The sequence below is a fragment of the Halorhabdus sp. CBA1104 genome (genome assembly GCF_009690625.1).
Lineage (GTDB): Archaea > Halobacteriota > Halobacteria > Halobacteriales > Haloarculaceae > Halorhabdus.
Genome location: NZ_CP033878.1, coordinates 734,020 through 757,426 on the forward strand (window position 1 = coordinate 734,020; position 23,407 = coordinate 757,426).

General features: G+C 55.2%; 20 protein-coding genes. 11 read left to right on the top strand and 9 right to left on the bottom strand.

What is annotated here, in order from left to right; translation table 11 throughout:
* Nucleotides 1-95: 95 nt before the first annotated feature.
* Entirely contained in the window at nucleotides 96-1,151 is a 1,056-nt protein-coding gene (locus Hrd1104_RS03850) for a glycosyltransferase (protein WP_229770527.1), read from the top strand.
* Here the strand turns inward: Hrd1104_RS03850 and Hrd1104_RS03855 are convergent.
* Nucleotides 1,133-2,254 carry a hypothetical protein gene (locus Hrd1104_RS03855; protein ID WP_154551514.1) on the bottom strand — a complete coding sequence of 374 codons (1,122 nt, stop codon included), beginning with the start codon at nucleotides 2,252-2,254 and terminating at the stop codon, nucleotides 1,133-1,135. The genes Hrd1104_RS03850 and Hrd1104_RS03855 overlap by 19 nt on opposite strands.
* 375 nt (nucleotides 2,255-2,629) lie before the next feature.
* Here Hrd1104_RS03855 and Hrd1104_RS03860 point away from each other — a divergent pair, with 375 nt between their 5' ends.
* Together Hrd1104_RS03860 and Hrd1104_RS03865 are read left to right on the top strand one after the other, a co-directional pair.
* Nucleotides 2,630-3,934, top strand: a complete 1,305-nt coding sequence (locus Hrd1104_RS03860; protein ID WP_229770562.1) for a sugar nucleotide-binding protein — start codon at nucleotides 2,630-2,632, stop codon at nucleotides 3,932-3,934.
* A gap of 111 nt (nucleotides 3,935-4,045) precedes the next feature.
* A complete protein-coding gene (locus Hrd1104_RS03865) occupies nucleotides 4,046-4,405 on the top strand; it encodes a hypothetical protein (protein ID WP_154551516.1) in 360 nt (119 codons plus the stop codon).
* A gap of 403 nt (nucleotides 4,406-4,808) precedes the next feature.
* Here Hrd1104_RS03865 and Hrd1104_RS03870 read toward each other — a convergent pair whose 3' ends face one another.
* From Hrd1104_RS03870 to Hrd1104_RS03895, 6 genes are all read right to left on the bottom strand, one after another.
* Nucleotides 4,809-5,939 carry a CDP-glycerol glycerophosphotransferase family protein gene (locus Hrd1104_RS03870; RefSeq protein WP_195837625.1) on the bottom strand — a complete coding sequence of 377 codons (1,131 nt, stop codon included), beginning with the start codon at nucleotides 5,937-5,939 and terminating at the stop codon, nucleotides 4,809-4,811.
* A gap of 197 nt (nucleotides 5,940-6,136) precedes the next feature.
* Nucleotides 6,137-6,934 (bottom strand): sulfatase-like hydrolase/transferase, encoded by a 798-nt coding sequence (locus tag Hrd1104_RS03875; RefSeq protein WP_154551518.1) that lies wholly within the window; start codon nucleotides 6,932-6,934, stop codon nucleotides 6,137-6,139.
* Between the two features lie 120 nt (nucleotides 6,935-7,054).
* Entirely contained in the window at nucleotides 7,055-7,348 is a 294-nt protein-coding gene (locus Hrd1104_RS03880) for a sulfatase-like hydrolase/transferase (RefSeq protein ID WP_154551519.1), read from the bottom strand.
* Entirely contained in the window at nucleotides 7,345-7,494 is a 150-nt protein-coding gene (locus Hrd1104_RS03885) for a hypothetical protein (protein WP_154551520.1), read from the bottom strand. The genes Hrd1104_RS03880 and Hrd1104_RS03885 overlap by 4 nt, the downstream gene beginning before the upstream one ends.
* Nucleotides 7,495-7,555: 61 nt before the next feature.
* Complete coding sequence (locus Hrd1104_RS03890; RefSeq protein WP_154551521.1) at nucleotides 7,556-8,263, bottom strand: hypothetical protein; 708 nt, start codon at nucleotides 8,261-8,263, stop codon at nucleotides 7,556-7,558.
* 262 nt (nucleotides 8,264-8,525) lie between these two features.
* Entirely contained in the window at nucleotides 8,526-9,506 is a 981-nt protein-coding gene (locus Hrd1104_RS03895) for a hypothetical protein (protein ID WP_154551522.1), read from the bottom strand.
* Nucleotides 9,507-9,651: 145 nt separating this feature from the next.
* Between Hrd1104_RS03895 and Hrd1104_RS03900 the strand changes: the two genes are divergently transcribed.
* On the top strand, nucleotides 9,652-10,992 hold the full coding sequence (locus tag Hrd1104_RS03900) for a sulfatase (RefSeq protein WP_154551523.1): 1,341 nt from the start codon (nucleotides 9,652-9,654) through the stop codon (nucleotides 10,990-10,992).
* A gap of 87 nt (nucleotides 10,993-11,079) precedes the next feature.
* Here the strand turns inward: Hrd1104_RS03900 and Hrd1104_RS03905 are convergent, their stop codons facing one another.
* Nucleotides 11,080-12,507 carry an oligosaccharide flippase family protein gene (locus Hrd1104_RS03905; protein ID WP_195837626.1) on the bottom strand — a complete coding sequence of 476 codons (1,428 nt, stop codon included), beginning with the start codon at nucleotides 12,505-12,507 and terminating at the stop codon, nucleotides 11,080-11,082.
* 306 nt (nucleotides 12,508-12,813) lie between these two features.
* Between Hrd1104_RS03905 and Hrd1104_RS03910 the strand changes: the two genes are divergently transcribed.
* From Hrd1104_RS03910 to Hrd1104_RS03930, 5 genes are all read left to right on the top strand, one after another.
* The gene (locus Hrd1104_RS03910; RefSeq protein WP_154551524.1) at nucleotides 12,814-15,885 is read left to right on the top strand and encodes an oligosaccharyl transferase, archaeosortase A system-associated; all 3,072 of its coding nucleotides are present in this window, start codon (nucleotides 12,814-12,816) and stop codon (nucleotides 15,883-15,885) included.
* A 92-nt stretch (nucleotides 15,886-15,977) separates the two neighbouring features.
* Entirely contained in the window at nucleotides 15,978-16,871 is an 894-nt protein-coding gene (locus Hrd1104_RS03915) for a DUF368 domain-containing protein (protein ID WP_154553186.1), read from the top strand.
* Nucleotides 16,872-16,935: 64 nt separating this feature from the next.
* Nucleotides 16,936-18,006 carry a glycosyltransferase family 4 protein gene (locus Hrd1104_RS03920; protein ID WP_154551525.1) on the top strand — a complete coding sequence of 357 codons (1,071 nt, stop codon included), beginning with the start codon at nucleotides 16,936-16,938 and terminating at the stop codon, nucleotides 18,004-18,006.
* Between the two features lie 85 nt (nucleotides 18,007-18,091).
* Nucleotides 18,092-19,567, top strand: a complete 1,476-nt coding sequence (locus Hrd1104_RS03925) for a sulfatase (RefSeq protein WP_154551526.1) — start codon at nucleotides 18,092-18,094, stop codon at nucleotides 19,565-19,567.
* A 141-nt stretch (nucleotides 19,568-19,708) separates the two neighbouring features.
* On the top strand, nucleotides 19,709-20,734 hold the full coding sequence (locus tag Hrd1104_RS03930; protein ID WP_154551527.1) for a hypothetical protein: 1,026 nt from the start codon (nucleotides 19,709-19,711) through the stop codon (nucleotides 20,732-20,734).
* A gap of 241 nt (nucleotides 20,735-20,975) precedes the next feature.
* Here the strand turns inward: Hrd1104_RS03930 and Hrd1104_RS03935 are convergent, their stop codons facing one another.
* The gene (locus Hrd1104_RS03935) at nucleotides 20,976-21,158 is read right to left on the bottom strand and encodes an HEWD family protein (protein WP_154551528.1); all 183 of its coding nucleotides are present in this window, start codon (nucleotides 21,156-21,158) and stop codon (nucleotides 20,976-20,978) included.
* A 141-nt stretch (nucleotides 21,159-21,299) separates the two neighbouring features.
* Between Hrd1104_RS03935 and Hrd1104_RS03940 the strand changes: the two genes are divergently transcribed.
* Both Hrd1104_RS03940 and Hrd1104_RS03945 read left to right on the top strand, forming a co-directional pair.
* Entirely contained in the window at nucleotides 21,300-21,875 is a 576-nt protein-coding gene (locus Hrd1104_RS03940; RefSeq protein WP_154551529.1) for a class I SAM-dependent methyltransferase, read from the top strand.
* Nucleotides 21,876-21,901: 26 nt separating this feature from the next.
* Nucleotides 21,902-23,407, top strand: coding sequence for a TraB/GumN family protein (locus Hrd1104_RS03945; protein WP_154551530.1), 1,506 nt, complete (start codon nucleotides 21,902-21,904; stop codon nucleotides 23,405-23,407).

Consider the following 23,407-nt stretch of genomic DNA (forward strand, 5'->3'; position numbering starts at 1 on the left):
CTGAATCGACGAAACTTATGTACCCTGCGAGACTCCATCAAAGTGATCCAATGGGCGAAAAACAGTCGATTGGGATTTATTTAACCTCGATGACGATGGGGGGCGCGGAGCGTGTAGCTCGCAATTTGTGCAAGGGTCTCGTTGATTATGGATACGAAGTTGATCTGGTACTCGTTGAAGCAATGGGAGAGTTACTCGACGACCTACCGGACGCCGTATCGGTAATCGACTTGAACGCGAGCCGCGTGCTACGTAGCCTCGGTCCGTTGCGGGAGTACCTTTCGACGCGGGAACCAGACATCTTATATTCGATGATGACTGAGCCGAACGTCATCGCCGTGCTCGCTCACCGGCTTGCGGCGTCGGATTCGCGGCTCGTCGTCAGTGAACACAACATGCTCTCGCACAGTTCCGAATCTGTCAAAGACCAGCTCGCGAGATCCGGTGCTTGGGCGCTCTACCCCCTCGCAGACGATGTCGTGGCGGTTTCGGAGGGTGTACGGGATGATTTGGTGGCGAATACGCGACTCGACTCGACGGATATTTCAGTGATTTACAATCCTGTCGATGTGGAGTCGATTCGCGAACTGGCGACCCAACCAGTCTATCACAGGTGGTTCTCAGACGACTCGCTCGATGTGGTCCTCGCTGGTGGTCGGCACGAACCGCAGAAGGGTTTCGACACGCTCCTCAAAGCGTTCTCACGAATCAGTGAGGAGGACGTTCGATTGGTGCTTTTCGGAACCGGGCCCGAGACAGAGTCGTTACAAGCCCACGCTGCAGCACTCGAAATTGACGACCACGTCTCTTTCCCCGGCTTTGTCGAGAATCCGTTCGTGTTCATGGCGTCAGCGGACGTTTTCGTCCTCTCTTCCGAGTACGAGGGATTCGGTCTAGTACTCATTGAGGCGCTCGCTTGCGGTTGTCCGGTAGTGTCGACCGACTGCGAGAGCGGGCCTGCAGAAATCCTCGAGGGCGGGACCTACGGCCCACTAGTCCCAGTTGGTGACGAGAACGCACTCGCAGAAGCTATTGGTGCTACACTCGCAGACGCTCCAGACCCGGATACGCTTCGGGGACGGGCGGACGATTTCGACATCGAATCGTCGATCGATCAGTACGACTCGTTGTTTCACTCGTCAGCGATCTGAATTTCCATATCTGGAAGCTCCGTCGCTGCGACTATCGAAGAGGCCTGAAATACTGGATCAACTGCGTTCCGGGTCAACAATCCAGTCTCCGGGTCGTACGTGCGGTCGATATCCGACTGGACCCACGGGCGAAGTTCTTCTGGATCTGCATCCTCAAACGCATATAGAACTCTGGCGTGGTTGATTCCGGGGAGCATACTCCCGTACTCCGATGTCCGGTTTCTAATCTGATCACGATACGTTTCTGTTTTCGTAAACGAAAGTGAAGACTGGATCTGATCGTGCTCCCACACGTCGTGGTCCGGGAATTTTCGTTTCAGCGTCGAGAGTGCAGCGAGGACCGTAGGATGGTATCCAAGCTCTTTCCGTCGTCGTTCGTCCGAATGCGTGTGGTATCGGGCAGCGATCTCGTTCCAGAGTAAGGGCCAATGTCTCGGATGGCGGGCAACCGTTGGAAGAATCCTCGACAATGGTGGGCGAACGTAGTGACGGACGAGGCCATTCGAACGCGTCTGCATGTTATCTCCGAGCCTGTCAAGGAATCGAAGGACTTGCTTTTCGGCGAGTTCGGAGTGATCAGCGAGCTCTGCGGCAGCATTCGCAAAGATGATTTGATGGTTCAGAGTCCTGTCGAAGGACAGCTTCGTTCCGTCGATCTCGACTGCCTCCCACAGTCCGAGGTCTTCGTTGAACGGATGGAGAGAGAATACTTCTATTGCGGTATCGACAAGAGATTGTCTATTAAACGTCGCGCCGACACGGAAGAGACTCCGAATTGGTGCTGATTGTCCGATGAGGCCGTCGCACGCATCGCTACCTGATCTCCGTATTTTGAAAGTATAGCAATTTGGGCGGGACTCCTTTCCAGTTAGGTAATTCGCTGCTTCAAGAATACCGTCATCAAATCCCCAATTATCCCTTGCTTCGCGTGCATATAGAAGTACCAAAATCCATCGAGAAGTATTACGGATCGGTGTCTCTCTTACGTCGTAGACACCTCCTTCGCTAGACGGAAATGAGCCGTCTTGAGCTTGAAGGCGTTCAAGAGCTAAATTGGCACTCTTTTTGATGATTTCATTGAGTGTATTGTCGTCAGAACTCATTTGCTGTGATTCGACGGTGGTACATTCCGGACCATTTTCATCCTTTCCATCCAAAAGTATTTTTCTCTAGGAGTCAAATCTGTATTTAGAACTCTTTACTACGTTCTCCTAACAGTTTGGAATTGATTTGTTAGAGTCTTCGACACAAATATTAGTGCGTAGACCGTTTCCATTATACATGGAGATTTTAGTCACTGGTGCATCAGGTTTCCTTGGAAGTCGGTATCGACATCTCATGGGAAAAAATCACGACATAGTAGGTACATTTTACCAGAATTCACAACGAAAACTCGTTCAGATGGATATAACACATAAAATAATGTCGTAACTCGAGTTCAAGACCTAAATCCAGATACGATCGTTCATACAGCTGCGATTTCAGACCCGGATACTTGCGGTCAAAATCCTGATACAGCGGTTGAACTCAATGAGCATGGCACAAGGAATGTCGCAGAAGCAGCGAAACGAGTAGGTGCAAAGTTAGTTTATATATCAACATCATTTGTCTTTCCAGCAAACGGAACGTATTCACCAGACGACACACCAAACCCACAGACGGTGTATGGCCAGACGAAACACAATGGAGAACAGATAGTACAAGACGAGTTGGATGACTATATTATTATTCGCTGTCCGAAGCTCTTTGGAGCGGCTGAACTCGATGGTGTGAATGAGATAACTGAATCCATACTTCAAGCGTTCACAGAAGACGGAAAGGTCGAACTTGACGATTCAACTGAACGCTATCCGGTTTTCGTTGATGATGTTATCTCGGCAACGCAGCGGTTGCTTGATATCGATGCACAAGGAATCTACCATATTAGTACCCACGAACCGTACACAAAATACGAATTTGGAACGCTAGTCGCCGATATCTTTGATATGGAGGGTGAGTTGATTCCAATTGAAGGGAATCCATACGTAGATCGGCCGTCCGGTATTGAATTGGAAACGGCTGATATTGAGCGACTTGGCGTAACGATCCAACCGGTTGAGCAGGCACTCAACACTATCAAGCACCAGCGAGGGTGTTCGTTCAAGACGATCTATTCATTCAACCCAGACGAGCTAATCGAGGGCGAAAGCGCGAGTAAGATTCGCGCGCGACTCGGCCAGGAGCTCGGCCGAAACGACGATATTGAGGCAGATATCGTCGTCCCAGTCCCCGAATCGGGGATCTATCCGGCGACGGGGTATGCCGATGAAACGGGAATTCCACTGTATCACGGGATTATTCGAGATTACGAGACTGATAAAACTCTGTACGAGCCGAATATCGAAGATCGGACCCGAATGTTGAGGAAGAAGCTTGTGGCAGTTGAAGACATTCTCGAAGGGGAGCGAGTGGTGATCGTAGATGAAGCGGTTATATCCGGACTTACGCTCTCAGCCGTCATCGACAAATGTCAAACTGCCGGCGCGAAGGAAATTCACGTTCGAATTCCGTCACCACCAATGCGATCCAATTGTAGTTACGGTGTTCTCTCAGAGGATGCCGATTTAATCGCAACCAACGGACACAAGAACAAAAATGAAACTGAGAGCCAGATATCCGATCAGTTCAAATTAGACAGTATCCGGTTCTTGAGTCAAGCCAAATTTGCCAAGTGTGTACCGGGTGATTTCGGGTTCACCTGTATGGACTGTTTTACAAGCGGTGAGTACGGTAGTAAACAGTAGTATGAAATGTGCAATCTTGGCTGCTGGGCGAGGGAGTCGGCTGGGAAGCATAACAAAAACGCTTCCAAAATTCTTTTTGAATTTTGACGGGTATAGTGTATACAAAATCAAATGAGCATAGTTGAAGATTTTTGCGACGAAGTTGTATTGGTTCTTGGCCATGGATTTGTAGAGAAAAAAGCAGGGGTCGGAAAAATTGACCAATACGGCCAAGGAACTCAAGAAAATATCCGAGACAATATTTATCACTGTTCACACCCTGTCGTAGAGTCTGAGATCAAAATAAATAAAATAAAAGAACAGTTGGGTATATCATTTGATATTGATATTAATATTTTAGTCATTCCGTATTGGAATGAAGTTGATAATGCGGAGTCTTGTAGGCAGGCCATGAAATTTTTCCAAGATGAGAATCTGATATTACTCTCTGGAGATAGATTTCTCTCAAAATCAGTTCTAGAAAAGCAATAAACAAGTTCGACGAAGACACTATAACGGAACCATATCATATAGTATCTGCGCTCAACAGGGTAGAAAAAATAAAACAGCTGTCAATTGGGATGAATCAGGGAGAATTATACAGTATGGCGTTTTAGAAGGATATCCAGATACGGGCGTTTTTGTCATTGATGAACGACTGACCTCCGAATCTATGCGAATATTGGAGAATAATCCTGAAAAATGGTGGCCAATTATTTTCACCGAACTTCCATCATACGTTTCTACTGTAGACCCGAGCCAGCATCATGAAATAAATATTCCCCGAGACATTCATAACCTGAGTGGCAAATCCCAAGTATTTAAATGGGGTGAGTGATTATAATATTAATTCACTTTAGTACAGTAATATACCCCAATATTTTATTTCCAGACTTCAGTCGATCACTTTTTCGAAGATTCTCTTACTAGCATTTCCATCTGCATGTTCAAAGAACTGATCTCGAATCTCCTGACGGCGGCCCGCATATTCATCGACGCCATTCACATTGGATTCAAGCTGTTCGAGCAACTCCTCAAAGTTGTTCACCCGGGGACCAGCGATGACGTTCTCATAATTAGGGTGGACCCCTCGTATCTCTTCATAAGTACTGTGGTCTGGTGTGTAGAAAATAACTGGTCGATCCAACAAGAGAAAGTCGAAGTAGATCGACGAGTAATCAGTGATGAGAATATCTATCTCCGTCAGGAATTGGTGTGAATCGGTATCTGAATTAATAAGCTGGATTGAGTTACTCTCGCTAATTCCTTCACCGATGTCAAGATCTCTATGCGGCTTGATCAGTAGTTTTGCGCTATTCTGTTGAAGAAATTCTTCAGTTCGGCGCACGTCGAGTATCGTGTTGAGATCAAGCCCTTGCCCCTCTCTTCGGGTGGGGAAATACCCAATTACCACATCAGACTGCTCAATATCTAATTGGTCTCGATCCGTATCTATACCTTCGATAGTATTCACATCATTGACTATAGCGTCAGTTTTGGGATATCCTGTGTAGATCGATGTCCCTTCGCTCAAGCCAGTATTGAGAAATCCTGCTTCAACTCCAGAATCAAAATACTCTCGGAAATGAGTTTCACAATATTGTGAACTGAAGACTGCATAGTCCGCACTATTCCAAGAAGCCATATCAACTAACAGGTTATCCGCTGAAGTGTGATTATCTGCCTTTAATGGAATCCCATGGCCCATTTGAATGACGGTTGCTCCGCCAGTACACCACCACGAAATGGCACCAGGTCCTGCATCAATGGGTATGTATCCTGCACGGAGAGTATAATAACGTGCTTTCAGAGAATTTGCTGGGTAAACTTCGTATCCCATTTTTGACAGAGTTTCGTATAGCTCGCGAGACCTTGCCAACCAGATGGGTCGAATTTCATAGCAGCCGTCTTTTTCTAAGTATTGAAATAGATATCGCCGATTTTGCGAAAATTCTTGTCCAGAAGGGAAGTCTGAGAATACCCAGATCTGCTCATTTCTCCCCACCATCTGTGTGTATAGAGACACTAGTAGAAATAGGGGAAGAGTTATATAATACTTATATGATAAGAACCGTGTAGTTCTGATTATTAACTGGATCAATCCTTGATTTCTGATTATAGTGGTGATTTCACGCAGTCGTACCATCTTCAGTGTGGAAGTAATTCTAACCCCTCATTTTAATATATACGGTTTGAAAGTGAATTCTACCAATCAGTTCACGACTACAAATACCCCATGTTCTCTAACTGTGTCCTTGTGCTCGAAGAGAGCTCAGATTCATCCTTAGATGGGATTTTCATTAGCCTCTCCAAATGTTTGTCCAACTCTTTGGCGAGCCCCGTGCCACTATCACCCGCAAATTCCCAACTCGCCTTCTCCGGCGCATACACGAGCTTCGACGAGGGAGACTTCCAGATAGCATACTGCTCGAACGGGGGATAGTCGGACTCGGGGAACTCGAGGTTATCAGTCGATTCCAGGAGGTGTACGAATGCCGACTCGCGAGATTGCTCCAATAGCGAGATACTGTTCGTCTCGGGGACATCCAACCCAGCCATCTCAAGGATAGTCGGATACAGGTAGTTCAGCTGCACGACGTCACGACGCCGCCCCGTTTCTAGTTGCCCAGTCGGATCGTGAACGAGCAACGGTACGCGGATCAATTCGTCGGCCAGAGAGTACGAATGCCCGAACATCCCATCCTCTCCGATCAAGTCGCCGTGATCGCCGAACAGGACGATCACCGTATTCTCGTACTCGCCCAAGGACTTCAGTCGGGCAATCAATCGCTCGATGAGCGCATCCGCGTGCAGAATCGAAGCCCGATACAGGTCCTTTGTTAGATCGAGGCGATTCTGGTCGATTTCGTATCGTCCCGTGTAGACCTCGTGGCGTTTGTCCTTGAGAGTCTCCTGATAGCGAACGTTCTCGTGGAGTTCTCTAACTCCTCGATCGCCGAACTCGCGATAGTACTTGATGTGCGGACGATAGACGTGGTGGACGTCGTTCAAGTGGACCATGTAACAGAACGGCGAATTTCGCTCCTCTAGGCGTTTGAAGCAGTTTTTCACTGTCCTAAGTCCCTTGTACCGATGCCTGAAAAACGCTTTCCGCCCCTTCACCAGAGGTGCTTCCAGAACTTACTTCGCGCCCTTCACAAACTGGCGTCGATTGCGTTCGTCGACCCCCTGACGGATATTCGAGATTCCGGATCCGATCATTCCCGGCATTCTCGTGTGCTCGTGTTCGAACCCACGCGTCATCCCACCGGATTTGAACCACCCGTTATGGGTGAACGAACGCGTTTCGTAGCCCGCTTCACTGAGAAGTTCGGCGAATGTCGGATGGTCCCCGAGTACTGTGTTCTCGTCGTTGACTTGGTGTTCTGTCGGATACAGGCCGGTAAAGATGGAGGTATGAACGGGAAGGGTCACATCGACAAGGGGCTCGCGCGTTCAAATACAGTCGACTCTTCGGCGAAATCGAGGAAGTCCAGCGTATCTTCTGATTCGTTCAGAAACGAACAGAAGTCATACCGGAGACTATCGACCGAAATGAGAAGGAAATTCGGATCAGGCATATCCGTGACTCGTAGTCAACAGTCAATATGGTTTTGAAATATGAGAGTGAGCTTGATCTCTTCAGCGATACCCAAGAGATTCGAGACGGTCGTTTACCGTTGTATCCACTTCCGATCCATCTTTCGTCACCGAAGGCGTTCGCGTCCGTTCGTCGTTCGCACTCGTCGTAATCCACGGAACAGTTTTGACACAGTCGATTGGGACGCCAAGCGGATGATCGTACACGCCCCACTCCCCCATGGCGTTCCCGTGGTCCGCCGTAATAGCGACGGTGTCTGCATCTACGTTCGCTAACAAAACCTCGACGTGATCCAGTACGTATCGGAGATTCTCGATGTACGACTCCCAGATCTCGTCCCTGTCTCCTCTACCGACCATCAATCCTTTCCAGACGTTGTCAAACTTGTTCCCATGACCAAGCGGTTCTGGAATGCTAGGGAAGTGCGGTTGCATGTAGTGGACGATCATCCGGTCACGAGAGTCTCCGTATTTTCGTCCGGCTTCAATGGCAACGTCAGTGACAGTGTCCGCAAGTACAGTCCCATGGTCACTATCCCACCCATAGTTGTACACGTCCTCAAATCCGAGAAACGGTTGATTCTCAACTGCCGAGCTATGTTGGTTCGCAGAAACGTAGACAGTGTTTCGTACCTCCGTTTCGTATTCTTCGGTGAACGTGGTTCGCATCCACTCTCCTGACGTCGATGCTGTCGATCGATGGGTGTCAAGTTCGGTCAGAAACGTGTACTCGTCGATCACTTCTTCCATTGCATCAACCCGACAGGCGTCGAGAACAACGAGTAAATCCCACTCATACTCGTAAATATTTGTTCCAGATTCGAACAGTGGCGAGGCTCGGCGGAGCACACCCATCCACGCCTGATCGAGAATATATCGAGCCCCAAGAACCCCTTCTTCATCAATCCATTCTTTTGACGTTTCCACGAAATCTCGAAAGCTCATTTCTTGAGAAGACAAAGAAACTACTGGATGATATTTGGTTCGCTCTCGTCACAACACACTGTCGCGATCAAACATACCCGAGATCTCGAAGGTGATCCTCAATATTTGTAATTTCGACATCATCATCGAGATATTCTCCGGACGGGACGTACGCTCCAGTATCCTTCGCTGAGGACTCCACCCACGGAACCTTCTTCACACACGGCAACAGCATCCCCTCTGGATGCCCGTAGATCGTATATTCCCCGAACGCGTTACCGTGGTCTGCCGTTACGACAACGTTCTCAGCATCAACGTTCTCCAGCAGAAGTTCGACTTCATCAAGGACGAGTCGGAGGTTTTCCTTGTATAGCTCCCAAACCTCGTCGTGGTCAGCGTCACCCGATTCGAGTAGCTTCCACCCTCTTGCCTCCACCTCAGTCGGAGATCGATCCTCTGCAAGCGCGCCAGCAATGTACGGAATATGAGGCTGCATATAGTGGGCGATCAGCCGGTCGAAGTTGGATTGCCGGGCAACCTCGACAGTTCGATCCGTGATCGCTCTCGGCGGCACTCCAAGCTCGTCTTGATGTGCAGTCTCCCAGAGCATGTCGAGTTGACCGAAGTCCTCGGTTCCGACCGACCGCCAGTTCGGCCAGCAGAACGGTACCGTCTCGTCCGGCGGATATTCTCGATCGATAAACGTCTCGTGGGTGTGTCCGTTCCCAGTTATGTACGCCGTGTTTTTGATTGCGTCAGCATAATTTTCGGAAAACGTTTTCGTCAACCACTCGTGCGAATGGCTACCGATGGACCACCGAGAGTCCACCGTCTCGATGAAGTCGTATTCGTCAGCGACTGACTTGAGGACGTCGACGCGGCAAGCGTCGAGAACGACGAGCAGGTCCCAGTCTTCGTCGTAAATATGCGTCCCTAGCGGCCATCGCGATGTTACCGTGTACCAGAGTCCCAGGTACGTTGTAAACACCGCGTGAAATAGGCCTCGAAGAGGATCAGACTGAATCTGCTCACTGTGTTCGGCAATCCAGTCCGTGAACGAACTACCCATCGTTTGTTGAACGATATCCATAGACGATTAAAGCGATACTGGTTTCGAACAGATGTCCTCGGGAATACATAACGCCCTGAAAGGCGCTTCTCGTCTCAGCCTATGAGTCAAAAGTGCTAACTATGGTACCCGAGATTGCCAGTACATGACGGATACGAAAAATTCCGCTCCTGCGGAAGCTCTCGACAACATCATTTTGTTGTCCGCGGACTCTCTCCGATTCGATCGAATCGGCGCTACTCGAAATGGAGAACCACTCACACCTCGAATCGACGAACTCGCCGAGAACTCTCTCGAATTCCAACCTGGCGTCGCGCCCGGGCCATCTACTCGTGACACGATTCCGTCAATGCTCACAGGCAAGTACCCATCTGAGTTCGACGAGTACGGTCTGCCTGCTCCCGGGTCAGAACCGCTCACGATCGCGGAAGAACTCTCGAATCGTGGTTTCGCCACTGCCGCTCTCAGCCACAACAATTTCACGTCTCGACGATACAACATCGACAGAGGATTTGACTTCTTCGACGACGTGAGCCCGGAAGCAAGAAAAGAAAACAATCGAGGGGCTTGGCGACTCTACGTCCGCAATCTCATTGAAGATACGCCGCTGATGAATCTGGCCGGTCAAGCGAACAACCTTGCAATGGAATATCTCGGTCGAAGTCTCTACCTGCGAAACGAAGCAGCTGAGAACATCACTGACCGAGCACTGGAATGGATGGACGGTACCAATGACAAGCGGTTCCTGTGGGTCCACTATATGGACACACACCACCCTTACCTCTCTCCCAAGAGAATTCAGAAGAAATTCGGACGAACGTACTCAAAGAAACACATCAAACAGCTCTCCCAGAAAACCCGCAGTGCCCAAGAGCAAATTACTGACGAAGACATCCCGGAGATGGAATACGTATACGACTGTACGGTCCGGTACGTTGACGAGCAGATTGGCCGAATTATCGATAAACTCCGCGAAGACGGCGAATTAGAACACTCCATGATAGTTGTTACCGGCGATCACGGCGAGGGATTCGGCGAGTTCGGGAAGTTCGGTCACGCGGATGAACTCTGGGATACGATGATAGCCGTTCCGCTTATTGTACATCATCCCGACAGACCAAGCACTAACGTAAACGGACAGGCGCCACTTCGGCTGTTACGTGAAACGATTGTCGACGGAAGCGGCCTTTTCGATATCACTGAAAAAGGAGCAGACTACGTTTATACCGAAGTTCCGAACTATCGCGATGATATCCAGGGCGTTCGTGGTCAAGAGTACAAATTAATCGCGCGGAATGACGACCAGATCACTACACGGCTTGCCAACGTCGAAGAAGAGATCCCAATTGAAGAGGTGCCAGACATGGAATACGAGCAGTTGGAGAAGGAACTAACTCGCGATTTCGAACCAATTCAAGTAGCAGCAGATGTCGATCAACGCGAGTTCCGGGAGGATCTAGCCGCATTAGGATACCTAGAAGAATAACATGATAGAACAATTCAGCTATCTTCTCGCTTTTGTCGAATTTGTTGCTTGGCGGTCGAAGAGGCGTTTTCTGCTTGAGCCGACCGATCACCTCCAAGCCAGTAGTGGAAGGACGAACGGAAGGTTATCATCAACTGTTTCCCGGAACTTTTCAGACAGAACGAGTAATGCCACGAAGTAAATCACAGCACCACCGCCAACGAGGAAGATAACGACCGGGATCGAGGCCCCAAGGAGTTCGCGTCCAACGAATACGGCACCAGCCATGATCCCAGCTGCCAACCACTGCTTACCGATTTCCTCAAAGGGAATGTTAAGATCGAAAATCTGATTTGCATAGTAGTATCCACCAAGTAGCGCCATCGTGGAAGATATCGTCGTGGCAATTGCGGCCCCGTACCAATTAAATTGCCAGACCAAACCAACGTTTAATACGAGATTGCTACTCACAAACGCGACGTTCACGTAGAACGTCAAGTCCGGCCTGTCGACAGCGTTAATTGTACTCAGGAACTGTCTCGAATACCCATACAAGAGACGTGAGAACGTCAAGATCAGTAGAATGTAGTACCCGGTCTTGAACCCAGGCCCATAAATGGTTAACACAATATCACCGACCAAGGCCGCTCCTACGAGGCCGGGAATGATAAATAATCCCGAGTACGCAAGACTGACTCGAAGAAGCCCAGCAATTTCAGCTTTTGATTTGCGTTCCGAGGAGATCTGGCTCATTTCTGGAAAGAGCGTCCGAGATATAGACGCTCCAAAAATAGCGAACAGCGAAGCGAGGTTCCAAGCAACCTCGTATACTGCGATAAAACTGTGGGAAACGAACGCAGCGAGAACTATCGTATCCATTGATTGGAACATCCTGTTCGTAATTGAACCGAGCCACGAGAACTGGGCGTAGGACTTTAATCGACGAAACTCTCTCCTAGACGGCAATCCACATGGAATCGTGATGAAGTACGAACCGATTAGTGCGGCCACGAACGCACCAACGACGTACCCCGCGAAAGCCCCTCCAATCCCGAATCCCAAGAGAACGAGCGCGACCTGGATGATACTACGGCTTGTCCATTCTACGGGGATCAAGATACTAGATATGTGAACGAGATGTTGTCCGTCTAATATTGTCTGGACGAGCACTATTGCAATACGGACTGCTAACATCACGATGAGCACCCACGTAGCCTGGATACCCATGAAGTTGTTCAAGTATGACTGTCCTATCCAGAGACAGACCGCGAGAAGTGCGTAGAGCCCGAACTGTGCGACTGCACCGGAAAGAACATAGTTGCCCTCATTCGTCTCGCTGACTCGCTTTTTTATCGCCTGTGGGAGGCCAAATTGAGCGACCATTGTTGTCCACGCCAGCACGGACAGCACGACGACATATGTCCCGTACTGACTCTGTCCGAGCGTCCGCGTCAAAACAATTGTCGCGACGAATCCCGCGAATGACATGACCAAGCGCGACAAAAAGTGGACGATAGACGTGTGACCGTATTTCATGAGTAGTCACGCGAGATTTTGCAGATACAAGGCGGTTTTCACTGCCACCGTATCAATACCCCGCTTCTTTTTCGCAGAAGATATGCCTCTTTGCGCTCACCCATCTCGTGAACTGATATTGTCATCATATATCTGGTAGGTACTTATTGAGCGACGACACATGTACTCTCGTTGAAGAACACCATCTAAAAGCGATTTCTATTGAATGTGACCGGGACTCCCTTCGAAAAACGAGATCAACTCATAAGGCTTATGCGCGCGTTGGCAGTGTCCAACGGTAATGAGCGTACGGAGGGTCCCTGTCGAATGAGCGTACTCGAAAAATGGCCAGACGACGAGACAACCGCCGGTCAAGCTCTCGGGTGGCTGTCCCAGTGGTATCACCTCTTCGTCGTGGCCGGACTGTTCGGGTTCATGTTCTGGCTGCGAGCACGCACCTGGGAGAATTTCATCGTCAACGGTGACGTGCTCTTCAGCGGCAACGACGCGTGGTACGAATTCCGTGAGGTCGCTTACGCGGTCGCAAATTGGCCGAATACGATGCCGTTCGACCCGTGGACCGAGTTCCCCACCGGAGTCGTTGTCGAGCAGTTCGGGACGTTCTACGATCAACTCATTGCCACGACAGCACTGATCGTCGGACTTGGAAACCCGAGTGACCACTTGATTCGACTCGTCCACTTGTTTTTCCCGGCGCTGCTGGGTGCCGCAGTCGTCATCCCGACGTACTATCTCGGCAAGCACGTCGGCGGCCGCATCGGTGGTGTCATCGCCGCGGTGCTCGTTGCCCTCTCCGGTGGCGAGTTCCTCCGACGGAGTCTCGTTGGCTTTTCAGATCACCACGTCGCCGAAGTCTTCTTCCAGGCCCTCGCAGTCCTTGCAATCCTGATCGCACTCCGTGTCGCCCAAGAGGAGAAGCCGATCTACGAGCTCTTCACCGAACGTGATTGGGACGGATTGCGCCGTCCGCTCGGCTGGGCTGTGATTGCCGGAGTCGCGCTTGGATTGTACATCTCAATTTGGCCACCCGGTGTCCTCCTGATCGGCATTCTCGGTGTGTACGTCACGATCCAACTCCCGATAACGTACCTCCGAAAAGAGAGTCCGGAACACATCTCGATCGTTGCGGCAGTGATCTTTCTCGTCGCAGCGGTGCTATCGCTGGCATCGATCGACGAGATCGGATTCGGGATGATTTCGCGAACGTTGGCACAGCCTGGTTTGGCCATTGCGGGCGCAGTGTGGGTCGGTGTCCTTTCCGCCCTGGCTCGTGCGTGGGACGAGCGCGACCTCTCGCGCTGGGTGTACCCAGTCGTCGTCTTCGGGAGTCTCCTCGGTGCGGTACTGCTGGCCGCCCTGTTGCTCCCGGATTTCTTCCAGTATTTCCTCCGGCAGGCCCTCCGGTTCGTCGGCTTTGCCTTCAACCCACACACTGATGCGGCCGTCACGATCGGCGAGGTCCAGCCGCTCCCCATCGGACAGGCTGACACGCTAATCTCCTGGCTGGGCGTCGCCCCGATCGTCGGCGGCATCGGCGTTCTGCTCGCGCTCGCTCACCAGTACGTCGCTGACGAACTCGATCCAGCGTACCTCTTTGTCGCACTGTGGTTCGCGTTCTTCGTCGCAGCGACGTTCACCCAGCAGCGGTTCGCCTACTATCTGACTGTCCCAGCGGCCGTCATGACGGCACTGGTCGTGACACGGCTCTTCCGGTATTTGCGATCGATCAGCGACACCGACGGTATCGAGACCTACGAGGCGTTGGTGGTCGGGGGCGTAATCGTCCTGTTGGTCGTCCCGATGGCTCTGGGGACGACGGCCATCGGTCGATCGGCGAGCAACGGGCCTGGTGGCGTCACCGGTTGGCAGAGCAGCCTCGACTATATCGAAGAGGAGACGCCAGCGGTCGGAAACTACGGCGATGCTGGTAATGCCGACCAGCTTGACTTCTATGGTACCTACGAGCGGACGGATGACTTCGAGTACCCTGATGGCGCCTATGGCGTGATGTCCTGGTGGGACTACGGTCACTGGATTACGCAAGAGGGTGAGCGGATTCCGGTCGCAAACCCCTTCCAGCATAATGCGAGAGAAGCTGCTGCCTTCCTCGTGGCCCAAAACGAGACTGACGCGGACGACGCGCTCGCGGCCGTCGGTGAGTCCGAGACAGACGCCCAGACCCGCTACGTCATGGTCGACTGGAAGATGGCCACGGCCAACGGCGGATTCGGTGGGTATCGCTGGGGGAAGTTCTTCGCGCCGCCGAACTTCCTCGATGACGCCGACGAGTCGGACTACTACCGGCGCGTCCGCTCGCTCGTCCAGACCCAGCAGGGTCAGTCGCTGACCAACCGGTATTTCACACTCCAGAAACAGGCCTACTACGAGACGATGGCCGTCAGACTCTACCGGTACCACGGGAGTGCGGCTTCACCGACTGACGTCCCTGGTCTCGATCTCGGCGGGAGCACGGTCGTCGTCGACTGGCAGGACTACCAGGGCGTGGCCCTCCCGGAACTGAGTCAAAATGGGACTGGACAAACCGTGCAGCTGTTCCAAAATCGGAGCGCTGCCGAGGAGTTCGTCGCCAACGACAGTACGTCCCAGATCGGTGGTATCGGTAAGATTCCGAGTGAGTCGGTCGGTGCCCTGCAACACTATCGGCTCGTGCAGGTGAGTGACCCGACCGTCGGACTACGATACGGCCAACTCGGGCAGTTCATGGCAAGCCAGCCTGGACTGACTGTCCTCTCGCGGAGTCAACAGTACCAGACCGGTGTCGGCATCCGAGCGCTCGGCCTCGCTCGTGAGCCGTTCAACTCCTATACGAAGGTCTTCGAGCGGGTTCCCGGCGCGACCGTGCAGGGCGATGGGCCATCGAATGCGACTGTGACCGCAGCCGTCGAGATGGAGATGCCCAACGCAAACAAGACCTTCACCTATCGCCAGCACGCCGAGACTGACGCTAACGGTGAGTTCACGATGACGCTCCCGTACTCGACGGAGGGCTACGAGAACTGGGGGCCGGAAGACGGCTACACGAACGTCTCTGTCCGGGCCAACAGTTCCTATCAGTTCAGTACTGAGACGTCGTTCAACGAGAGTGGATCCATCTATCGCTACACCGCCACTGAAAACGTCTCGGAAGCCCAGGTCAACGGCGTCGAGGACGAGCCGGTCGCGATCGAGCTCGAACGCCAAGTGCTGGGCGAGTTCAACAACTCCGAGAGCAGCGACGCGGGTAACGAGAGCTCCGAGTCACTGACGCCGCCATCTCTTCGGTCACCGGACGGTGACACGGACGATTCGCCCTCGGGACAGACTGGCGAGGCAGTGTCCTGGAACCCCGTACTGAACGCACGGAGTGCCGGTCTCTGAGAGCCGTGAGCGGGCAATCTCAAACTGACGGCAGGACTGACGACCCATCCACCGTCGAGGCTTGGATCGCCATCTATCTGAAAGGGCTGGCGATGGGTGCGGCCGATTCGGTGCCAGGCGTTTCCGGCGGGACCATCGCGTTCATCACTGGCATCTACGAGCGGTTGATCGGGGCAATCGCGTCCCTCGACCCGCGGGCCATCGTCCATCTCGGACGACTCCACCGCCCGGGTGGCCGGCAGGCCTTCGTCACCGAACTTCGGAAAATGGACGTCCCCTTCCTGATCGCGCTGGGGACCGGCGTCCTGACGTCGCTCGTCCTCGTCTCCCGGGTGATGCACGTGGCGTTGAACGACGCGCGAGCGCTGACGTTCGCGTTTTTCTTCGGACTGATCGCCGCGTCGGCTGTCGTACTGTACGATCAGGTGTCGGTGGCCACGCCGAGCCGCATCGGGGCCGCAGTACTCGGGTTCGGGCTCGCGTTCTTCGTCTCAGGTGTCACCGCCGGTGCCGAGTACTCCCATGCCCTGCCGTTCGTGTTCGGGGCCGGCACAATCGCCATCACGGCGATGATTCTCCCCGGCGTTTCGGGGGCTTTCTTCCTCGTGTTGCTCGGGCAGTACGACTACCTCACGACGGTGTTGAAGCGCTTTGTCGACCGATTGGTCGGGCTGGTGACCGGTGACGCCACGCTGGCCGGCGTCCTCGACCTGGGGGCGACCGTCGTTACGTTCGCTGTCGGGGCGCTGTTGGGGTTGCTCGTGTTCGCACGCATTGTCGAGTGGGCGTTAGCGAACTATCGGTACGTGACGTTGACGTTTCTCGTGAGTTTGATGGTCGGTGCGCTTCGCCTCCCGGTTATCGAAGTCCTAGATAACACCGCGACGTGGTCGCCTGTGACCACGCTGGTGACGGTCTTGGCGGGCGCAATCGGCGTGATCGTGGTTCTCCTGCTCGATTATTACACCGAATCACTGGCGTACTGACCGGCTTGGGCAATCCCAACTGCGAGTCGGTAGCGTTTTCCCGCCGGTCCGGTTTGCCAGGCATATGCGCACGCTCAACTATCTGGATATCGAGCGGTATCTCGGCTCTAGCGGGATCACGACGGCGGCCAGCCAGCAGCGGAAAGCGCTGGCAGAGCAGGGTGTGACGGTCGAAACCTCCCCGTGGGACGGCCGAAACCCGCTGACTGCCGGTCTCGCGAACCTCGGTGAGGACTCGCTGTGGACCGACTTCGACGTGGCGCATTGCAATCTCGTCGGCCCGGGGACGATCGCCGTGGCCAGACACGCCAAGCGACACGATATTCCGCTGATACTGCACTCACACGTCACTCGCGAGGACTTCCAGGAGAGTTTCCGCGGGTCGAATCAAATCTCCAAGCCCCTCGGGTGGTACCTCCGGTGGTTCTACTCCCAGGCTGATCTCGTACTCTGTCCCAGCGAGTACACGAAAGACGTGCTCGAATCGTATCCCGTCGACGGGCCGATCCGTCCGATGACCAACGGTGTCGATCTGGACGCTCTCGAGGGCTACGAGAAGTTCCGCGCCTCGGCTCGCGAGAAGCACGACCTCGACGGCGTCGTCGTCTTCTCCGTCGGTCAAGTGTTCGAGCGGAAGGGGCTGACGACGTTCTGTCGGGTGGCCCAGCAGACAGACTACGACTTTGCGTGGTTCGGCCCCTACAGCACCAGCCCGCTGGCCTCTGAGACAGTCAAACGTTGGACGTCCGATCCGCCAGCAAACGTCACCTTCACGGGCTGGGTCGAGGACGTCCGTGAGGCCTTCGGCGCGGGGGATATCTATCTGTTCCCGACAAAGGCCGAAAATCAGGGGATCGCTGTCCTGGAGGCGATGGCAGCCAGGAAGGCAGTTGTCCTCAGGGACATCCCCGTTTTCCGGGAGTATTTCACTGACGGCGAGGATTGTCTGATGGCCAGTACCGACGCGGAGTTCCGCGAGGCCGTCGAGCGCTTGGCCGAGAACCCCGATCTCCGGGAGCGGTTGGGCGAGAATGCCCGCGAGACAGCCGAACAGCACAGTCTCGATCGCGTCGGCCAACAGCTGGTGGATATCTATCGCGGCTTGCTCGACGGAGCGGATCCGGCGACACTTTGAGACGGGCTGGTTGGCCTGTCGAACTTCACAGCCCTGGCGACCCGAATCGCGAGCCTCAAGTGGTGGGCCCCACTCTGGACGGGCGATGAGCACCGGTGGGACCCAGAATGTCCTGTTCGTGGTACTGGATACGGTCCGGAAGGATCACCTCACAGTCTACGGTCACGATCGACCGACAACGCCGAATCTGGACGCATTCGCCGAGGAAGCTCGGGTTTACGAGGAGGCAGTCGCCCAGGGACCGTGGACGGTCCCCTCACACGGATCGATGTTTACCGGCACGTACCCGAGCGAACACGGGGCGACTCAGGAGAATCCCTACCTGGAGGGCCAGCAGACGTTGGCCCAGTCCCTCGCTGCAGCGGGCTACGATACCGCTTGTTACACCTCCAACGCCTGGATCACACCGTATACCCATCTCTCGGACGGATTCGAACGGCAGGACAACTTCTTCAAACTACTGCCCGGTGACTTCTTTTCGGGGCCGTTGGCCCGAGGGTGGAAGGCACTCAACGACTACGACGTCCTCCGGAAAGCCGTCGCCGGGCTGATCAACGTCGGCAACTACTTCCACAAGTACTTCGAGAGCGAGGGCGGCGACTCGAAGACGCCGCGGGCGATCGAGCGGACGAAGTCGTTTATCGACGAGGCCGACGATCCGTTCTTCTCGTTTGTCAACCTGATGGATGGCCACCTGCCGTATCATCCACCTGAGGCATATCGCGAGGAATTCGCGCCCGACGTCGATCCGGCGGCTGTCTGTCAAGACACGAAACTGTACAACGCCGGGGCCTACGAGATCGACGACGAGGAGTGGGCAGACATTCGGTCGTTGTACGACGCCGAGATCGCCTATATGGACCACCAAATCGGGCAACTGTTCGAGTGGCTCAAAGAGACTGGCCGCTGGGAGGAGACGATGGTCGTCGTCTGTGCCGACCACGGTGAACTGTTCGGCGAACACGACATCTACAGCCACGAATTTGCCCTGTACGAACCACTGATCAACGTCCCGTTGCTCGTCAAACACCCGGACGTCGACCCGGGCCGCGACGAGGAGACGCAGGTCGAACTCCTCGATCTCTATCACACGATTCTCGACGCGACGGGCGTCGATCCACTGGGAACGAACCTCGAACCGACGCGATCGCTGCTGTCAGCCGAGTATCGGGAGTTCACGGATGGCGAGTTCGCGTTCGCCGAATACCACTTCCCCGTCATCGAGTACCGGAACTTGCAGACGAAAGCCTCCTCAGCGGGCGTCGAGATCCCCGAAAACTCACGCTTTGACTCACGGATCCGGGCCGGCCGTCGTCCGGACGCGAAGTACATCCGCAACGAGTGTATCCCGGACGAAGCCTATCGGATCGACGAGGATCCTTCCGAGGAGCGTGACGTGATCGAGGGAGACGATCCGGCGATCGAAGCCCTCGAGGCGGCGTTGTCCCGCTTCGAAGCGGGTGTCGGCGGCGAGTGGACGGACGTCGAGGCCGATGACGTCCTCGAAGACGTCGGGGAGGAAGCCAGAGAGCAACTCGACGCGTTGGGCTACGTCGAGTGAGGCCCGGGTTTGTCGTGGTGTGGCACGTCCCGTGAACGCGACGGATAGTCACTACTAACTACGTCGCCGCGGTCCACCGACGCATGTGGCCTTCGAGCAATGCAGTCACGCAGGTGTATCGTCGCCAGGAGGGATCGATAGATGGTCGCTGATGCGGGCCTTCTCACAGCAGATGTCCTCTTGGTCGCGTTCGCCGGCGGGGCGATCGGTGCGGTCGTCGGGGCACGGGCGGCCCTGAGCCTGTCCGGCCTGACAATCGTTGTCGGCGAAGTCGGGAACTTCCTGACTGGAGCGGCAACTGGATCGCCTGCAGGGACGAGTATCACTGCGTTGATCGGCTACGGGCCGGCGCTCGGTCCACACGTCGCCTTTGCCGGCGGTGTCGCGGCCGCCGCCTACGTGGGTCGCGACCGATCGCCAGACGCGTCGTTCTCGTACCACCGCGCGAAGGATCTCTCGACAGCCATCGGTGCCCGATCGGACGCCATGCTCGCCGGTGGGGCCTTCGGCGTGCTGGGGTACTGGATCGCAACGCTGGCCCGGACCGGGGCGCTGCCGGTCGAGCCAGTCATGTTCAGCGTGGTCCTGACCGGACTGCTCGCCCGGATCTCCTTTGGGTATCCGCTATTCGGGTCGATTTCGAGTGGCCTGCTCGACATGACGCCCTACCAGCGAGGGGAGATCCGAACGGCCCTGGAAGGCCGTGAGGACGACCAAGCAGGGACGGCCCGGCCTGCCGTCGAGCCTTGGACCCCACAGCAGTACGGCTGGCAGCGACAGGCCGTTCTCGGCCTCGTCGTCGGCGTTTTCGCTGCGTACGTCGCCTACGTGACCGCCAGTTACTATCTTGCCTTCGGGATCGCCGCCGCGTCACTGCTGTTTGTGGTCGCCGGCCAGGAGGCAGTCCCCGTTACTCATCATCTTGCACTCCCCGCGAGCATCGCTGCGCTGTCACTTCCTGGGGCAGACCCGGAACTCGTGTTGTTGGTCGGTGCTGTCTTCGGCGTTGTGAGTGGCCTGGTCGCGGAACTCGCCCAGCGAGTGGTGTATGCTCACGCGGACACCCACGTCGATCCGCCGGCGATCGCGATCGTCGTGATGACGCTTGCGATCGGTCTGCTAACGGGCATCGGTGTCTTCGACCAGGGACTGATTCCAGCCGTCTGACTGACGGCGATCAGATTTCCTGAACGCCGACCCACCGCTCGCCATCTCCTGTCGGACACCAGGATTCGTGGTTGCTGGCACAGTTTTCGTCCAAGGCCCACCCACACGTACAGTGTGTGCGGGTCGCCCTGTCGAGTCGGTGGCGACACAGCTTACACTTTGTACTCATAGGGTCCAGTACGAACGCCCCGAATATAATACTAGCCAACAAGTCACTCGGAGAATAGAACGGACGCCCGTTTCAGCCTTCGGCGATCGGGCTGTACGTGCCGTTGATATCCCATTCGTGCAGACAGTGTGCTTGGCCGAGGCGTCGATCTCCGTCTGTTTCCAGTGCGCGCCAGACGTCTCGGTCACCGTCCCAGACCTCCTGTCGACCACATCGTTCGCAGGTTCGCTTGCGCGGTGGCTCGATTTCGCTCATACGCCAGCCCACGTGTCACGTCTATATGAATGTCGCGACAGGACCTGTCCCGTGCCGTGGCTGGCACCGTTTGGGAGTGGCCCGACTCGCCGCTGGGCGTTGTGGCCGTCGGCTTTTGAGTCTGTGTGCCCATAGTGAGCTATGGGCCATCACACGTTCGATCCAGACGGGGCGAAGCGACTCGAAGACGACTCCCGGTACGCGTATCTCTCTGTCGATGAGTTGCTCGCTCTGTTCGAGCCCGACCCAGCTGATGTTGTCGCGGATCTCGGGAGTGGCACAGGGTTCTATACCCGTTCGATCGCCCCCCACGTCCGACGGATCGTCGCGGCGGATCTCCAGCCCGCGATGCACGCGGCCTTCGCGGAGTTTGGGATCCCGGAAAACGTCGATCGGGTCACAGCTGGGGCCGGTCGGCTCCCGATCCGGACCGACCGGCTGGATGCCGTCTACTCGACGATGACGTACCACGAGTTTTCGGGTTCGAACGCACTGGCCGAACTCGCTCGCGTCCTCGCTCCTGGTGGGCGACTCGCGATCGCTGATTGGTCGGCCGAGGGGGCCGGACAGCGTGGTCCGCCAGTTGCCCAGCGCTTCGACGCTGGGACCGTCGTCGACCAGCTAAGGGGAGCCGGCTTTCGGATCGAACGTGCCGCCGATCGCCGTGAGACGCTGGTCGTCGCCGCCCGCCTCCCGGCGACGTCCCGACAATCGTAAGGAACTCCGGGGCAGTAGGATGGACGATGAGCGATCACGCGGGACCGGCGACGAGCGAGGCCGGAACGGGATCGATTCGCCTCGTCGGGACGGCACACGTCTCCGAGGAGAGTGCCGAACGCGTCGAAGCGGCTGTCGAAGACGACGATCCCGACGTCGTCGCAGTCGAACTCGACGAAGGCCGGTACCGACAGATGAAAGGGGAGACGCCGGACGATATCGAACCCGGCGATCTCCTCGAAGGCAATACGGTCTTTCAGTTTCTGGCCTACTGGATGCTCTCGTACGTTCAGTCGCGATTGGGCGATCGATTCGACGTTTCGCCTGGCGCAGATATGCTGGCCGGCATCGAAGCGGCGGAAGAACGTGGTATCGACGTGGCGTTGGTCGACCGGAATATCCAGACGACGGTACAACGCTTTTGGCGACGACTCACGGCGGGCGAGAAGCTCAAACTGTTTGGCAGCATGCTGGTCGGCATCGCCGGCCCACTGACAGCAGCCGGGACGATCGGGGTGACCGTCGGCTTTTTCGGGGCTATCCTCGTCTCGGTGCTCGGTGGCGTCTCCGTGCTGGGTGGGGCCGCGTCGGTCCTCGGTCCGCTCGCGAGCGTCGCGAATCTGGCGGTGTTGGCCGGCATCATCGGCGGTGCGATCGCCCTCCCGCTGTTGTTCGTCTTCACTCGCGTTGGTGACTCCGAGGCGGATATCGAGGAATTCGACATCGAGGATCTGACCGATACAGACGTCGTGACGGCGATGATGGAGGAGTTTCGGCGGTTCTCCCCGGGCGGTGCGGAGGCCCTAATCGACGAGCGTGATGCGTATATCGCCCACCAGCTCGTCGGCCTGCGGGAGGCAGGGGCTTCAGTCGTGGCCGTCGTCGGGGCCGGGCACCGCGAGGGGATCCAGCGCTATCTCGACGATCCATCGACGCTGCCACCGATGGAGGAGTTGACGGGGACGATCTCCCGCAGCCGTTTCTCGCTGTATCGCCTGTTCGGATATCTCTTCACCGTCGGATTCGCGGCGTTTTTCGGCTTGTTACTGCTCGGTGGGGCCGAACAGGGCTGGCTCCTCCGGTTGTTCGCGCTGTGGTTTGTCATCAACGGAATCATCGCTGCCGGACTGGCTCGGTTGGCGGGTGCCCACTGGTCGAGTGCGGGTGTCGGCGGCGCTGTTGCCTGGTTGACGAGTGTCAACCCACTGCTCGCTCCTGGCTGGTTCGCTGGCTACGTCGAACTGCGGTACCTGACCGTCAACGTCAGCGACATCAACCGACTCAACGAGTTGCTGGACAACGAGGAGTTGCCGATCTCTGAGCTGGTTGGGCGGATGCGGGAGGTGCCGCTGTTCCGGTTGATCTTGATCGTCGCGCTCACAAACATCGGGAGTTTCATCGCGAGCATGCTGTTTGCGACGACGGTACTGCCGTACATGTTCGCTGAAGTCGGCGGTGTCGATCAGGTGGCTGCCCACATGCTGGATGGCGCACGGAACGGTGCCGAACTACTCTGGGGTCTCGTCTCGTGA